Below are 14,767 nucleotides of genomic sequence, written 5' to 3' on the forward strand. Positions count from 1 at the left end.
TTACTTCCCGCCACCAGCAGGCGCGGCAACAGCCTTGCTGCCTGCGGGCACCACCTTGGCCTTCTGCCCCTCGCGCGCATTGATCAGCCCTTCGATCACCACCCGGTCGCCCGGCTTCAGCCCGCTCGATACCAGCCAGTTCTGCCCCACCGGCGTCTCGGCCACGATCTCGCGCTTCTCGAGCATGTCCTTCGCGCCTGCCACCAGCACGCTCGCCCGCCCGCGCGGATCGCGGCTCACGGCGGCTTGCGGCACGAGGATTGCGTTCGGCACCGTGCCCTGGCCCACTCTGGCGCGCACGAACAGCCCCGGCAGCAACTCGCCCCTCGGGTTCGGCACCACCGCCCGCACGGTGATCGTGCCGGTTTCCGGGTTCACGTCGATATCCGCCGGATTGAGCTTGCCCGCGACCGGATAAGCGCTGCCATCGGGCAGGATGACCGTGACGGGCGCCGCACCCGCCACCAGTTTGCCGCCCTCGATCGCCCGGCGCAGCGCGATGAAGTCCGCCCCCGACTGCTGGATGTTCACATACATCGGATCAAGCCGCTGGACCTTGGCCATCGGGTCGGCCTGGCCCGTCGTCACCAACGCCCCCTTGGTCACCATCGAAATGCCGATGCGCCCCGAAATCGGCGAGGACACACGCGTAAAACCAAGGTTGACCTGCGCCGATGCCAGCGCGGCCCGCGCCTGCTGCACCGCCGCGCGCGACTGGTTGTAGGCCGCGCGTGCATCGGCCGCGTCCTGCTTGCTCACCCCGCCCTGTTCGGCCAGCAGGCCGAAGCGCTCGGCCTTGAGCCGGTTCGCCTCCACCGTCGCCTGCGCTGATGCGACCGTCGCTGCAGCCTGCGCCTGATTTGCAGCATAGATCCGGGAATCGATGCGGTAGAGCGGCTCGCCGGCGCGCACATACGATCCCTCGCTGAACAGCCGCTCCATGACGATCCCGGCCACTTGCGGTCGCACTTCGGCAATCTCTGACGCTTCGGTCCGCCCCGAAAGCTCGGTGGTCAGTTCGACCGGTCCGGCGCGCGCGATCATCACGCCCACCACCGGCACCGGTTTGCCCTTGGGCTCATCGCCCGCGCTGCAGCCGGAAAGGGCGAGGGCGACGATGCCCACCGGGAACAATGCGGTCTTGAGGCTGGACGACAAGGAAAGTTTCACTGGAATCATGCACCCGTTCGGTTCCGCAAATCGGTGCAACGCGCGGGCGGCGAAATGGTCTCGCCATCCTTTGGTGCAGGTTCTGCCGGAACGGTTATCGTCGAGCGGTCTAGCAGATTGCTGCACCTGCGCACGCCCCTTGTTGCTGGTTCGCAAACACTGCGACACAAAGTTACAACTGCATCGATTTATCCGGATTCCCTCGATTCATCGCAGATCAACCCCAAAATCGAGGCAAATTCGGTCGCATCGCGTGAAATTCGGTGGAAAGTCTGCGATGGGGCATGGCTTTCGCGGTTCACGATGCGTTAGCCGTGCCGTCCCTTTCAAGTTGAGGACAAGACAACCATGAACAACAGCGACCTCGCCGACATCATCGCCGCAAGCCACGGCCTCTCCAAGGCTGACGCCCGCAAGGCCGTCGACAGCGTGTTTGCCTCGATCGCCGACGCTGCTGCAAAGGGTGAGGAAGTCTCGCTCAACGGCTTCGGCAAGTTCAAGGTCAAGAACACCCCCGCGCGCGAAGGCCGCAACCCGTCGACCGGCGCGACCATCCAGATCGCTGCCTCGAACAAGTTGACCTTCTCGGCTGCCAAGGCCGTCAAGGACAAGCTGAACGGCTGATCCCGCGAAGGTTCACCAGAACCAGGACCGGCGCCCGCACCAGTCGGGCGCCGGATCCGCATCTGCCCTCTGCTTCAAGACTTGAGCGCTCGCGCTCCTTTGGCAGTCACGCGCTGCCTGCTACGATTGACCTACTCCCGGATATGCAGTTCCGGTTGATCAAGGTCCTGATCCTGGCCAGCCCAAACCGTCCCAAAAACGCTCTCGGTGCGGCGCCGCGTCAACCGCTCCCTTTGTCGCGTGGCCAGCATTGGGGCGTCGCGCCTCTCAGCGTTCGAATCGCCTGCCTGCTGCTTTTTTGACAAATCCGGCCTTGCATAACGGCAATACAACATCGCTTCGACGAGTTATTGCCTGCTATAACCAAGGTTAAGTGTTAACTTATATCCACGGACATATGTTAACATGTTGTTCGATTGCACCGGCAATTAAATTTGGGTGAAATCATCTGGGTTGGCGGCCAAATACAGAAAAGTTATACATTAAAAACAATTAGATAAATCTGTCTTGTCTTTACTGTCACCCTTGCTGGCAACTCCCGGCTGAACCCCGCCGAAATTAACCAATGCTTAGGTGTGCCCACGTAGGAATTGCCCTGTCCGGTAACCAAACCGGCATCTCCGGGATCCGCGCATATCCAGGCGGGCCCCGGTTCGGGACGCCCCGTTTGCTGCGGGGTCTTGGATAGGGGAATTTGAGATGAAGAAGTTGCTTGCCAGTGCGGCTGTTGCCGCCGGGCTGCTGGCCGGAGGCTCCGCCTTCGCCCAGTCTGCCGCCAATACCGACAATACCTCGGCCACGGGTTCGGTCACGATCATCCAGCCGCTGACCATCACCAAGAACGCCGATCTGGCGTTTGGCCGCATCGTGCGTCCTCGCACCGGTTCGGGCACGGTCACGCTTGCCAACACTGGCAACGCCGTCGTTGCAGGCACCGGTGCCGTCGCGCTGACCGGCATCACCACCAGCCGCGCACAGTTCACGGTCGATGGTGAAGGCGGCCAGGTCGTCACCACCTCGATCCCGGGTTCGGTTTCGCTGGTCAACGGCACCAACACGATCCCGGTGACCCTGTCGCCAGACTTCGGCAGCACTGTCACGCTTTCGGGCGCGCTGGCTGCTGCGGGTTCCAAGGTGCTCAATGTGGGCGGCAACTTCAGCCTGCCCAGCACGCAGGCCACCGGCGCCTATACCGGCTCGTTCACGGTTACCGTCGCCTACCAGTGATCTTTCGGGCCAGCGGGGCACCAGCCGGGTGACACTGCTGGCCCTGCAAGACACAAGGCAGGCAGCGCGATCGCGAAACGACCGGGCGACCGGCATCCGGAGGGGGACACAGGAAACATGACGCATAACCATCGCAACGGGCTTCGGACCGCACAGCTGGCTATGGCGGCGTTTCTTGCTTCGATGCCGGTAACCGTCCACGCGACCAGCGCCACTGCCACCACGGCCGATGCCCAGGCGTCGGTCGTGGTGGTGGAGCCGGTGGGGGCAGGATTTTCGTTCGATGTGATGAACGATGCCGTTTCGGCGGTTTTCCTCAATGGCGATGCCGGAGATTCGGTTTCATTGCTGATGTCACGCCGCAAATCGGCCCCGCAGACCGCACAGCGTGCTGCTGGCGGTGTGGTCGTCATGGCCAGCGGCGTCTACCGGATCGACATGCTGCAACCCACCAGCGGCGCGCTGCGCATGATGCGCGGCGCAATTCCGGGGCCCGTGCCCCGTGGTAGTTCCATACTGTTCCTCGCCCAGTTCAACTGAGCGCACCCGGAAAGCACAGAGCGATGAAGCGTTCCATTCAGACACTGGCAGCGATCCTGCCCCTGCTCGGCGCGGCGCCTGCCTTCGCCCAAGGCGTGTCGCTGCCGATCGCCCCGCCCAAGGCTGAAGCCGGTGCCACCCAGACCATCGCACCGATCGCCGCAGCGGCCAATATCAACCTCACGCCGCGCCGCGTGATCTTTGATCGCACCAAGCGCACCGAAGCGGTCTATGTTTTCAATCAGGGCAATACCCCGGTTACGGTTGATGTGGCGCTGGTGGACAATGCGATGTTGCCGTCGGGCGAGATCGTGCCGCTTGCCCGTCTTTCTGAACGCGATGGCGCGGCCCAGGTCATTGGCGGCAAGGTGCGCTCGGCCAAGCCTTTCCTGCTCGCCGCGCCCAGCCGCCTGACGCTGCCGCCCGGGCAGGGCAAGACCATCCGCGTGCGGGCGACGCTGGCAGATGGCGTTGCTGGCGGCGAATATCGCTCACACCTCACCGTCACAACCGTGCCTACTGCCGATAGCGGGCTGACCGCCGAACAGGCAGCTGCTTCGGAAAAGGGCGAGCTGGTGCTGCGCATCCAGTCGGTTTTCGGCATCTCGATCCCGTTGATCGTTCGCAGCGCCGCTGCCGACGGCACGGCTACAATCGGTCCGATCACGCAAGTCGTCACGCCCGAAGGCCCCGCACTCACTGTGCCGCTGCGCCGTCAGGGCACAACCTCGCTCTATGGCAACATCGAATTGCGCACGGCCAAGGAAGTCGTCGGCGTGGTTCGTGGCATCGCGGTCTATCCCGAAGTCGATGAACGCGTTGCCCTAGTGCCGCTCATGCGTCCGCTCAGGAAGGGGGAGGCCGTCACCGCGATCTTCACCGCCGACAATGCGAAAAAGGCCGAGCCGATAGCAAGCGGAAGCTTCACCGCACCCTGACATGGGCTTTGGCACCAGCCTCCTTGCCCTGGCCACCGCGTTGACAAGCGGTGTGCCGGAAGGACCGGTTGCGCCCGCGCAGCCCGCAGAAGTCTCTGTTCCGGCAGAGGCAGTTGCGGACCAGTTGCTGCTGCTTTCCGTCCAGCTCGATGGCGCCACCATTGCCGATGCGCTTGCTGCCTATGGCGATCCGCAGGATCCGCTGCTGCCGCTGGGAGAACTCAGCCGCCTGCTCGAACTCCCGCTCGATGTCGATGTCGGGCAGGGCGTCGTCTCGGGCCGCATCGGTGAAAGCCAGAAGCCGATCACAATTGACCTTCGCTCGGGCCAGGCGCTGATCGGCGGCAAGATCGTCGCACTGGTCCCGCCTGACAGCCTCACCACCGAAACCGACATCTATCTGCGCGCCTCGTTGATCGCCAAGCTCCTGCCGGTCCTCATCAAGTCCTCGCCCGACGAGATGATGCTCCTGCTCGAAGCCACCGAAAAGCTCCCGGTCCAGTCGCAGCGCGAACGTCTCGCCCGCATGGCCGGACTTTCTGGCGAGCCGCAGACGCAGGACGAGGCCCTGCGAGTTGCTACGCCTTACCGCTGGATCGGCGAGCCTGCCTTCGATTTCACCACTGAACTTGGCTATGAAAGCGAGAAGGGCAGCCCGGTCACGCGCATGGAAGGCCGCGTCGCAGGCGATCTGCTCCAGACCGGTTTCTCCGCATGGCTTGCCACCGATGACGATGCCAGGCCATCCGCCGCGCGCGTGGCTTTCACCCGGCGCGCCGAAGACGGCCGCCTGCTCGGCGACTTGGGCGGCACGATGGCCTCGGCGGGCGATGTCTATACTCCCAACCTCACGCTCGGGCCGCGCAGCATGGGCGGGGCAGGGGTGGTGTTCTCCTCGTCCCGCATCGACGAGGCGAGCGTGTTCCAGCGCATCAACCTGCGCGGCGAACTCCCCATCGGCTACGACGCCGAACTTTACGTCAATGACATCCTGCGATCCGGCCAGCGCGGGTCGACCGCGCAGGGCCGCTACGAATTCAACGACATTCCGCTCGTCCGTGGCCGCAACGCTATTCGCATCGTGCTCTACGGCCCGCGCGGCGAACGGACCGAGCGCACGCGCGTCATCAACGTCGGCGGCGGCCAGCTTGCTGCGGGCAAGACCACGCTCGATCTCGGCATCGTCGCGCAGGATCGCGCGGTGATCGACCTCTCCGACGCCAGCCTTGGCGGCTACGGTCGTGGCCGCAACAAGTTGCGCGCCGTCATGGGCATCGCCCACGGTATTTCCGAAGGCCTCACCGTCACTGCAGGCCTCGCCCGCTTCACCGACATCGGCGGCATCACCCGCACCATCGGCACATTGGGCACGCGCAGCTCGTTGCTTGGCATGGCGGTGCAAGCCGATCTCGCCAGCGATTTCCAATCGGGCCGTGCCGTCTCGCTCGGCCTTGCGGGCCGTGTCGCCGGGATCAGCTTCCTCGGCCGCCACGTCGAATACGTCGGCGGTTTTGCCGACGAGGCCAACACCAGCTTCGATGCCGCCCGTCCGATGCGCCGCTACAGCGAGGTCGTGTTCGATCTTGCCGTCCCGCTGCCCGGCTCGCTCGGCCTGCCGGTCTCGGGCCGTCTCGACCGCGCCGAGTTCATCGACGGCGGCCAGTCGCTCGCCGCCCGCGCGCGCACCACTGCCAGCATCGGCCGCACGCTCGTCGCCATCGGCGCGGACTACAACCGCCGCACCCAGCCCGGATTCTCCGAAACGCGCATCAACGGCAACCTCAGCGCGATGCGCCTGATCGACTACAAGTGGCAGCTCCGCGCCACCGCCGACTTCCGCATGAAGCCCGGCCTGCGCATGGAAACGCTCGGCTTCGCCGCCGACCGCGCGATCAATGACCGCTATTCCCTGCGCCTTGGCGCCACGCGCATCTTCGCCGCCAACGACGTCGCGCTCCAGGCAGGCCTCACCGCGCGCCTGCCCTTCGCCTCGGCCACCCTGGGCGGCGACTGGTCCACCGGCCAGAACCGCTGGCGCGTAGGCCTCCAGCTCAATTTCGGCTTCGCCCGCGATCCGCTCCAGGGCCGCTACCGCATGACTCCTCCCGGCCCCGCCAACGGCGCCAGCGCCGCGCTTCTCGCCTTCATCGACGCCAACGCCAACGGCGAACGCGACAGCGGCGAGGAAGCGGTCCCCGGCGTTACCATCGAGGGCGGCGGGCGCAAGGCCGTCACCGACGCACAGGGGCGCGCCTTCGTCACCGGCCTCGGCGATGGTTCGATGACCACCCTGCGCGCCGACGTATCGGGCACCGACACCATGTTCGTCACGCCCCCGCCGCAGAACATCACCTTCGCCGCGCGCGCGGGCGGGGTGACCACGATCCCCTATCCCCTCGTGCCCACCTCCGAACTCGTCGCCCGCATCACCTTCCGCCGCAAGGACGGCGCCCTCAGCGGCCTCTCCGCGGTCAAGCTGCGCCTCGTCTCGGCCAAAGGCAAAATCGTCGAAGGCCAGACCGAGTTCGACGGCACTGCCGTTTTCGATCAGGTAAAGCCGGGCCGCTATGCCATCGAGGTCGATCCCGATCAGGCCACCCGCCTCGGCATGCGCCTGCGTGAACCGGTCTTCGTCCAGATCGGCGCCGACGGCAATCCGGTTGACGCCGCTGGCGAAGTCGCCTTCAACGATCCCGTGCAGATGGTGACCCGCTGATGCTCCGCGCAATCCTCATCATGCTCGCGCTCATGCTGTCTGGCACCGCCCGCGCGCAGACCTACAGCGTCAACTCGATCACCGATGCGAACCTCGGCGATGTCGTCTCCGCCGCCACCGGCTCGTCGTCGCTCCGCGCCTCATCAAGCTCGGGCACGGTCACCGTCCAGTCCGGCAGCGCCGTGCGCATTTCCACCAATAGCGCCAACGCCACTGTCACGTTCACCTGCACCGGCAGCAACGCCTGCTCGTCGACGAACCCCTACGTCACCCTCGCGCTCGCCGGAACGCCCAGTGGACGGCTGGGCTACATCACCTCGGTCAACCTCACCAACGGCACCGCCACGATGACCTCGGCCTTCAGCGCGGGCAGCTATATCGTCATCAACTTCAGCCCGATCCCGCGCGATTCCGCTAGAACGTTCTTCATCGGCTATGATGTCCCCGCGGCAGGCAACGATTCCGCCTCGGCCACCGGCAACGCGCTCAGCTCCTACCTGATCACCGCCTCGCGCCCCAGCGGCGCAGGCGCAAGCTCGCTGGTCGGCAACATCCGCGCCAAGATCATCCGCCCGATTGACATCACCAAGACCGCCGACCTCCAGTTCGGCGGCGTCACCCGCCCGAGCACCGGCACCGGCACACTCACGCTCACGCCCGCTGGCGTGGCCAGCGTCACCGGCACCAGCGTCCGCCGCATGGCCAGCCCAAGCCCGTCGCCCGCAGCCTTCACCGTAACGGGCGAGGGCGGGCAGGCCGTCACCGTCTCGGTCCCCTCCACCTTCACGCTCACCGGCACTGCCGGAAACGTGATCGCCACAACCAGCGCCACCGGCAGCGGCGCGCAAGTGCTGAGCGGCAGCACCGGCACCGCCGGCACGGTCCAGGTAAAAGTCGGCGGCACCATCCCGCTGTCGAGCACCACCGCCGTGGGCACTTACACCGGCACGCTCACCGTCACCGTGCAATACAACTGACACGCAAAACGGCGGGGCTCCCCGGGAACATGGGGAACCCCGCCGCGCGTGGGCCAGACCTGAAGTCCGGCCATGGGGAGCCTCGATGGTGCCGCCGCGAAGCTCCCGCTAACTGATCGGCTTTTCCGTAAGCCGGTGGGCCTTCCTTCGGGGCCATGATCGATCAACCGGACAGGCCCCCGCCAGTTCCGCCAATAGACGGAAAACAAACGGAATTCGTCGCACCCACGGCGTCACCCGTCGCAATCCGCCGCCCGGCGTACCCGCACCGCATCGCGCATCTCCAGCAATTTGGCCTGAATAGAGGCCCGCACTTCGGCAATGTCCTCGCCGTCCGCCCCCTGCCGCTGCCACTTGGCGCGCAGCTTTTCATAGACCGGATGCCCCGGCCGCAAATCCGCCAGCCGCACCGTGCCAAACTTCTCCGGCCGCCGCTGCCGCAGCAGGAACATCAGCAGCGCGGTATCATGGCGCTTCCACGTCGCCACCACGCGCCCGTCCCACACCACCGGCCGCTCCTCACCCACGATTGCGCGTTCGAGCGCACAGTCCTCCAGCCGCGAATACCCCCGCTCCACCGCTGCATCCCACGCCGCCGCAAACCCCTCGGCCCCCGTCCGCCCGCGAATCTTGTAAAGCGCCTCAAGACTGGCCCCGATGCTCCGCGCCGCCTGCGTCACGATTCCGGTCGCCGCCAAAGTCGCGATGAATTCGCGCTGCCGCTCCGGCGTGATCGAATTCCGCCGCGGCGCCACATGCACATAAGGCGCAAAGTCCAGCAACGGATCCCCCTCCGCCACCACCTCCGCCCGGCAAACCCGCGAAGTCTGCCGCCGCCGAACCTCCCCGCCATGCGCAGGAGAACCACCAAACGCGGCACCATCCAGAACCTCCCCGCCACGGGGAGGGGAACCGCTCGCGCAGCGAGTGGTGGAGGGGTCATCACCCCCAAGCGGCAAAGAGAAAACATCATCCATCCCCCACAACTAACCCATATGGTTAAATGTAGGAAAGCCCAAAATGGCTGCTCCCGACCAACTTAAGACGCTCCTCGGCCCGCGCCAAAACGGCAACTGCATCTGAAACCCGCCATTTGCTCATGGGTCAGTAGATTGGCCTTAGTGCCTGATGGTTCTTGAAATTGTCTCGTTGATGCAGTCTGCCGGAAATTGTCGATCGGCGTGATAGCCGTAAGCAGAGGCAGACCTTATCGGCCGCTGTCTCGGCCCCGCTTGGCGCGAAGCTGAAACTATTTCGGCGTATCCCTGCGATCAGCGATCCGCCTCATGCCTCGATGCGCAAGTTTGTTGCATTGGTCTTTCGGCTGGGGGAATAACCTGTGGTTGGGGAACGTTATGGGCACCGTGTCCGGATCGGCATGGTGGAAGTGAGGGGGATATAAGAAAAACGCATTGGGCGCAGGCTCGTTGCTGCTCGTTGGCTTGGGATCAGCAGGCGTTGCCACTGCGCAGGAAGCGCCTGCGACGACTGATGTCGAGGAAACTCCGGGCGTTTGGCGGGCGAGTGCCGGTGTGAACTATTCCGAGGGCGACTATGGCGACACGCAGTCGACCAAGGTCGTCTCGGCTCCGGTTGCGATCAAGTATCGCAAGGGCGGCTTTTCAATCCGGGTTTCCGTACCGTGGGTCCATATCGACGGGCCGGGGAGCATCCTCGACACGCCGCAGGGGCGCGATGCAGGCTTTGGCGATCTTGGGGCCACCAGTGACGATGGTGGGAGCAGCGGCGGAAGCGACGATTCTTCGGGGTCTGGCTCTGGGTCCAGCGGTTCAGGGTCCAGCGGTTCAGGGTCCAACTCGGGTACTGGCAGTTCCGATTTTGGCAGCTCGGGCTCCGGTGGATCGGGGTCTTCTGGCGGTGATGACGACAGTGGCAGCGGCGGGGTAATCGTACCGCCAACACCGGGGGTGCCACCCACACCAGGCACGGCGCTGGCTAACAGCCGAGGCGGGCTGGGCGATGTTTCTGTTGCGCTCGGCTATTCGTTCGAGCTTGGCGGGTCGACCTGGCTCGATCTCGGCACGCGCCTGAAGCTTCCCACGGCTTCGCGGTCAAAGCGGCTCGGCACGGGCAAGGCCGACGTGACGGTCAGCGGCGACCTGGTTCAAGACATTGGCCGCGTCAGTGTGTTTGCGGGCGCCCGTTATCGCTTCCTTGGCAAGCCCGCAGGATCGACCTTGCGCGACACATGGGGCGCAGGGGGTGGGGCGAGCTATCGCCTGCCGGGCGGGACGATTGTCGGCGCGGACTACGACTGGTAGGAATCCGCAACGCCGGGGCGTATTGCCAGCAGCGAAGTCACGGGCTGGGTCAATTTCGGCCTAACCCGCAAGCTGCGTCTGCAGGTTTTTGCATCCACCGGTTTCAACACGCGCAGCACCGATTTTGCAGGCGGTCTTTCGCTAAGCTGGCGCCTGAATTGATGCATTTGAAAAGAATTCGAGCGCGCAAGGAATAAGCGCGAACTGTCGTCGTTGTCGCCCCGATTGATGGGAAGGGTGACAGACGATGTTGCAGGAACTGCGAACGCTCGAAACGTTGCTGGCCGGGAGCGGACAGCAATCCGCCACGGTTCTGCGTAAAGGGCGCGTGTTGCGCGAGGATCGCCGCGAGGCGGCCAAGCGCGCCTTTGCCACGCGCCGTGTCGATCTGAATCTGGCGACACGGCTACGCACCGATCTGCTCCCGCGAGCCGGTGATCTTGTGCTGGCTCGCGTGGCCCAGCTTGGCCAGCACCAGAAGCTGGAATCCCCGCACGGCCGCCGCGCCCAGCTTTACGAAGGCGACGAGATCATCGTCTCTTATGGCGAGCGTTATGCGCCCGACCAGTTCGAGGCGGTGGTGCCTGACGATCTCTCTGCCTGTGATCTGGTCGCAGGCGGCGGGGTTGCCGGCAAAGTGTTGAGCCGTCACGCCAAGATCCGCCCCGCCACCCGTATCGAACCGATCGGCTTGCTGGCGGATGACGCTGGCAAGGTGCTTAATCTGGCGCAGTTCGGCCTGCCGCGCCTGACTGGAAGGACGGAGTTGCCGCCCGTAGTGGCAGTGGTCGGTACGTCGATGAACGCGGGCAAGACTACGGCAGCAGCGGGGCTGATCCATGGCCTGTCGCGCGCAGGACTGGTCGTTGCGGCGACCAAAGTGACCGGGACCGGATCGGGCGGCGATCTGTGGACGATGCTCGATGCAGGCGCACGCTCCGTGCTCGATTTCACCGACCATGGGCATGCCTCGACGGCGGGGCTGGCACAGGACCGGATCGAAAGCGTCGCGCTCTCACTTATCGCGCATAGCGCGGAAACGAAACCTGACGTGATCGTCGTCGAAGTGGCTGACGGTCTATTGCAGCGGGAAACCGGCGCGCTTCTGCGCTCGCCCCGGCTTCGCGAAGTTCTGCACGGAGTGCTGTTTGCCGCAGGCGATGCGATGGGTGCCGTCGCAGGCCATCAGTGGCTGGTGGAGGCGGGGCACCGGGTGCTCGGTGTTTCAGGCCTGCTCAGTGCCTCGCCGCTTGCCACGCGCGAGGCGGAAGCAGCGCTGGGCCGTCCGGTACTGACCCTAGCGGAACTGCGCGATGCGATCACCGCACCGAAGATCTGCTTTGCGGGCGGAGAGGTCTCGTGCGTCGCTTGATCCTGCGTTCCACCGCTTGGCGGATGGCAGCACCTGTTGCCGTGGCTGCGGCGCAAGCGGGGGCCACGCTGATCGGCGCGGCGCTGGTGCATCGCGCGGGCCAGAGCCCGGTCGGCCCAATCCCGATTGGCCTCGCCGTGGCGGCGCTCGGCTCTACTTTCGCACTTGAAGTGCTGCGACGGCGGTTGTGCGAGGCGATTGGCTGGCGCGAGGTTGCGCAAGTCCGGGCAAGGCTGCTGCGGCGCGTGCTACGGGCGGAACGCACCGAGGTTGCGCGCCAGCGCCATGGCGCGATGTTGCAGGTCTTTGTTGGCGACCTTTCTGCGCGGCGGCAGTGGTGGAGCGACGGCCTGCCGCGTGCGGTGACTGCGCCGGTGTTGCTTTTCGCGCTCCTGGCCTGGGCAGCGTGGCAGTCGCCCGCGATGGCATGCTGGATCGGTGCCGTGATCGCGCTCGGAATTGCGGGAGGTGCGACCCTCTTGCGTCCCATGTCCTGCGCGGTCCGCGAGGTGCGGCGCACGAGGGGGCGGGTTTCTGCCTTTGCCTCCGACCGGATCGCCAAAGCGGCATCCGATGGTCCGGTGATGAACGAGCGTGCCGAACTGCGGCGGCTCAAGCGGCGCTCCGATGCGCTTAATCGCGCTGCGCTACATCGGGCATGGTTTACCGGATTGCTGCGCGGCCTGCCCCACCTGGTGACCAGCCTAATCCTGCTGATCGTGCTGCTCGGCGGTGGGCAGGTTTCCGGCACGATCGTGGTGATCGGCACGGCAGGACTTGCCCTGTCCGATCTTGCCCGCGCGGCAGAGCTGTGGATCCCGGCGCGCATATCCGCGCGGCGCATTGCCCGCCTGATGCGCATCCCTGCGGCGAGCAGCAGCACAGTTCTTGTCGACTTTCCTCTGGCCGTTCGCAGCGCGGAGAACGACCGGCCATGAGCGCGCTCCCCCTTTCCCTGCTGATGGCGACACCAATACACTTGCCGCAGTTCCTGACAGTACCCGATGCCAAGGGGACCCAGTATTATGCCGTGATCCCTGACACCCTGCGCAAGGATGCCGTGCCATTGGTGGTTGTCCACGGCATCTCGCGCAATGCGGCCGAGCTTGCCCTGCGCTTTGGCGAATTGGCGCAAGCCGAAGGAGCGCCGATCATCGCGCCGCTGTTCGAGCGGGCGACGTTCGGCATGTACCAGCAAGTGCGCGATCCGGCAGGGGCGCGGTCTTGTGATGAGGCTTTGTCCGACATTCTGGCCGATGCCGCGCGCCGGTTCGGCTTCGACGCTGCACACGTCGATCTGTTCGGCTTTTCGGGCGGCGCGCAGTTCGCGCATCGCTATGCCATGCTTCACCCGGCGCGCGCGCGGCATTGCATAGCGGCGGCGGCAGGATGGTACACGATGCCCGATCCTGCGACCGCGTGGCCGCTCAGGTTGGCCGATGCCCCCGGCCCGATTGACCGGACGGCGCTCACCCAACTGCGCTTCGACGTCATAGTTGGTGCGCTAGACCGCCAGCAGGACAAGGCCCTGCGCCGCTCGCCCGATATCGACAAGGCCCAAGGCACCCATCGCCTGCAGCGCGCCCGCCGCTGGCATCGCGCGATGCGCAAGGCTGGTTTTCGCGGCAGCCTGACGATCATCCCCGGTCTCAGCCACGCTTTCGGCGATGCCGTTCATCTCGGCATCGTCCCGCTCGTCTTTCATTTGCTCGCCAAGCACCGAGCCCAACGTGAGGAACCCGTAACATGAAAATCACCGCAAGGGTCTTTGCGCCCGCCATTGCCCTGTTCTCCGTGCCCGCCCACGCCCAGGAGGTGAAGGCGGACGAGAAGGGCCTGACGCTTGAGGCCGGGCCGCTGGAACTGAACCTTGGCGGACGACTGCATCTTGATGCCAGCGTGTTCGACGAGCCCGATGTGCCGCGCACCGGTATCACCAGCGCCGATGTTCGCCGCGCCCGTATCGAGCTTTCGGGACGGGTGGCGAAGGTACTGCGCTTTCGCGTGGACCGGGAGTTTGCCGGGGCCAAGGGCTGGCGCAATGTCTGGGCTTCGATCGAACCGGTAAAGAACCTCGAGATCAAGGGTGGCAACATGATTGTGCCGTTCTCGCTGGAAGACTTGCAAAGCTCCAACGTCACACCCTTTGCCGAACGGTCGATGGCCTCTGCCCTGACCGGTGGTTTCGGACTTGGCGGCGCTGTTTCTGCAGGCGGGCGGAGTTGGAGCGCCAGCGTCGGCTATTTCACCGATGCGTTGGCCAATGAAGAAGGTCGCACAACCGAGCGCGGCAAGGGCGTCGTCGGCCGTGTGACTGTTGCTCCGGTTCGCTCACGCGATACGGTGGTTCATCTTGGCTTTGGCGGTGAGCGGCGGATCTTCTCTCCCACCGAGCGAGTGCGCTTCACCGCCGATCCTGGATCGGTCTTCGCGCCTAACCTGCTTTCAAGCGGCACCTTGGGCTCGCTGGATACGCTGACGGCGTGGAATGGCGAGGCGGCCGTCTCATTCGGTCCGGTGCTGGTGCAGGGACAGGCCATTGCGCTCAAATTGCATCGTTCGCTATTCAATGACCGCAGCTTCAACGGGCAGACAGTGTCTGTCGGCTGGATCGTGACCGGGCAGCGCCACGAGTACAGCGCCTCATCGGGCGTCTTCGGCGGGCCTGACCGGCGCAATGGCAAAAGCGCGTTCGAGATCGCTGCGCGCTACAGCCGCCTCGATCTGGCCGATGGGACATTCGATCACGGCATCGGCCGAGCGCTGAGTGCGAGCGCGATCTGGACGATCAGTGCAAACCTGCGCCTGCTTGCGACCTTCACCGACAATCGGGTGCATTTCCCCAACGGCGGGCTGCCGGTAACCAACCAGGTCGGCATTCTGAGGGCGCAAGTGAACTTTTAAGGCGGAGCCTTTCCTGT

At 65.2% G+C, this 14,767-nt stretch carries 12 protein-coding genes and 1 pseudogene; 11 read left to right on the plus strand and 2 right to left on the minus strand.

Going from position 1 to position 14,767, the window contains the following annotated elements; translation table 11 throughout:
• Window positions 1-1,179, minus strand: coding sequence for an efflux RND transporter periplasmic adaptor subunit (locus RM192_RS04865; protein WP_311506444.1), 1,179 nt, complete (start codon window positions 1,177-1,179; stop codon window positions 1-3).
• A gap of 333 nt (window positions 1,180-1,512) precedes the next feature.
• On the opposite strand from RM192_RS04865, the pseudogene RM192_RS04870 reads away from it, so the two are divergent.
• From RM192_RS04870 to RM192_RS04895, 6 genes and pseudogenes are all read left to right on the plus strand, one after another.
• A pseudogene (locus RM192_RS04870) lies at window positions 1,513-1,794 on the plus strand (HU family DNA-binding protein); the annotation flags it as partial.
• A gap of 699 nt (window positions 1,795-2,493) precedes the next feature.
• Entirely contained in the window at window positions 2,494-3,021 is a 528-nt protein-coding gene (locus RM192_RS04875; RefSeq protein ID WP_311506445.1) for a DUF4402 domain-containing protein, read from the plus strand.
• 117 nt (window positions 3,022-3,138) lie between these two features.
• Complete coding sequence (locus tag RM192_RS04880; RefSeq protein WP_311506446.1) at window positions 3,139-3,561, plus strand: hypothetical protein; 423 nt, start codon at window positions 3,139-3,141, stop codon at window positions 3,559-3,561.
• Between the two features lie 23 nt (window positions 3,562-3,584).
• The gene (locus RM192_RS04885) at window positions 3,585-4,499 is read left to right on the plus strand and encodes a hypothetical protein (RefSeq protein ID WP_311506447.1); all 915 of its coding nucleotides are present in this window, start codon (window positions 3,585-3,587) and stop codon (window positions 4,497-4,499) included.
• Between the two features lie 52 nt (window positions 4,500-4,551).
• A complete protein-coding gene (locus RM192_RS04890) occupies window positions 4,552-7,215 on the plus strand; it encodes a hypothetical protein (RefSeq protein ID WP_311506448.1) in 2,664 nt (887 codons plus the stop codon).
• Entirely contained in the window at window positions 7,215-8,192 is a 978-nt protein-coding gene (locus tag RM192_RS04895) for a DUF4402 domain-containing protein (protein WP_311506449.1), read from the plus strand. Before RM192_RS04890 ends, RM192_RS04895 begins: the two co-directional genes overlap by 1 nt.
• Before the next feature lie 233 nt (window positions 8,193-8,425).
• Here RM192_RS04895 and RM192_RS04900 read toward each other — a convergent pair whose 3' ends face one another.
• Window positions 8,426-8,992 carry a hypothetical protein gene (locus RM192_RS04900; protein ID WP_311506450.1) on the minus strand — a complete coding sequence of 189 codons (567 nt, stop codon included), beginning with the start codon at window positions 8,990-8,992 and terminating at the stop codon, window positions 8,426-8,428.
• Window positions 8,993-9,619: 627 nt separating this feature from the next.
• Between RM192_RS04900 and RM192_RS04905 the strand changes: the two genes are divergently transcribed.
• The 5 genes from RM192_RS04905 to RM192_RS04925 all read left to right on the plus strand — a co-directional run bounded on the left by RM192_RS04905 (window position 9,620) and on the right by RM192_RS04925 (window position 14,750).
• Window positions 9,620-10,474 carry a hypothetical protein gene (locus tag RM192_RS04905; protein WP_311506451.1) on the plus strand — a complete coding sequence of 285 codons (855 nt, stop codon included), beginning with the start codon at window positions 9,620-9,622 and terminating at the stop codon, window positions 10,472-10,474.
• 247 nt (window positions 10,475-10,721) lie between these two features.
• Window positions 10,722-11,846 carry a DUF1611 domain-containing protein gene (locus RM192_RS04910; protein ID WP_311506452.1) on the plus strand — a complete coding sequence of 375 codons (1,125 nt, stop codon included), beginning with the start codon at window positions 10,722-10,724 and terminating at the stop codon, window positions 11,844-11,846.
• Entirely contained in the window at window positions 11,834-12,784 is a 951-nt protein-coding gene (locus RM192_RS04915; RefSeq protein ID WP_311506453.1) for an ABC transporter transmembrane domain-containing protein, read from the plus strand. The genes RM192_RS04910 and RM192_RS04915 overlap by 13 nt, the downstream gene beginning before the upstream one ends.
• Window positions 12,781-13,596 carry a hypothetical protein gene (locus tag RM192_RS04920; RefSeq protein WP_311506454.1) on the plus strand — a complete coding sequence of 272 codons (816 nt, stop codon included), beginning with the start codon at window positions 12,781-12,783 and terminating at the stop codon, window positions 13,594-13,596. The genes RM192_RS04915 and RM192_RS04920 overlap by 4 nt, the downstream gene beginning before the upstream one ends.
• Window positions 13,593-14,750 carry a porin gene (locus RM192_RS04925; RefSeq protein ID WP_311506455.1) on the plus strand — a complete coding sequence of 386 codons (1,158 nt, stop codon included), beginning with the start codon at window positions 13,593-13,595 and terminating at the stop codon, window positions 14,748-14,750. The genes RM192_RS04920 and RM192_RS04925 overlap by 4 nt, the downstream gene beginning before the upstream one ends.
• The last annotated feature ends 17 nt before the right edge of the window (window positions 14,751-14,767 follow it).

Source organism: Novosphingobium sp. MMS21-SN21R (genome assembly GCF_031846015.1).
Lineage (GTDB): Bacteria > Pseudomonadota > Alphaproteobacteria > Sphingomonadales > Sphingomonadaceae > Novosphingobium.

Excerpts from the sequence above, each read along its gene's own strand:
- RM192_RS04925 (WP_311506455.1), top strand. The coding sequence starts at position 13,593 with ATGAAAATCACCGCAAGGGTCTTTGCGCCCGCCATTGCCCTGTTCTCC.
- RM192_RS04875 (WP_311506445.1), top strand. The coding sequence starts at position 2,494 with ATGAAGAAGTTGCTTGCCAGTGCGGCTGTTGCCGCCGGGCTGCTGGCC.
- RM192_RS04865 (WP_311506444.1), bottom strand. The coding sequence starts at position 1,179 with ATGATTCCAGTGAAACTTTCCTTGTCGTCCAGCCTCAAGACCGCATTG.
- RM192_RS04895 (WP_311506449.1), top strand. The coding sequence starts at position 7,215 with ATGCTCCGCGCAATCCTCATCATGCTCGCGCTCATGCTGTCTGGCACC.
- RM192_RS04920 (WP_311506454.1), top strand. The coding sequence starts at position 12,781 with ATGAGCGCGCTCCCCCTTTCCCTGCTGATGGCGACACCAATACACTTG.
- RM192_RS04880 (WP_311506446.1), top strand. The coding sequence starts at position 3,139 with ATGACGCATAACCATCGCAACGGGCTTCGGACCGCACAGCTGGCTATG.
- RM192_RS04885 (WP_311506447.1), top strand. The coding sequence starts at position 3,585 with ATGAAGCGTTCCATTCAGACACTGGCAGCGATCCTGCCCCTGCTCGGC.
- RM192_RS04910 (WP_311506452.1), top strand. The coding sequence starts at position 10,722 with ATGTTGCAGGAACTGCGAACGCTCGAAACGTTGCTGGCCGGGAGCGGA.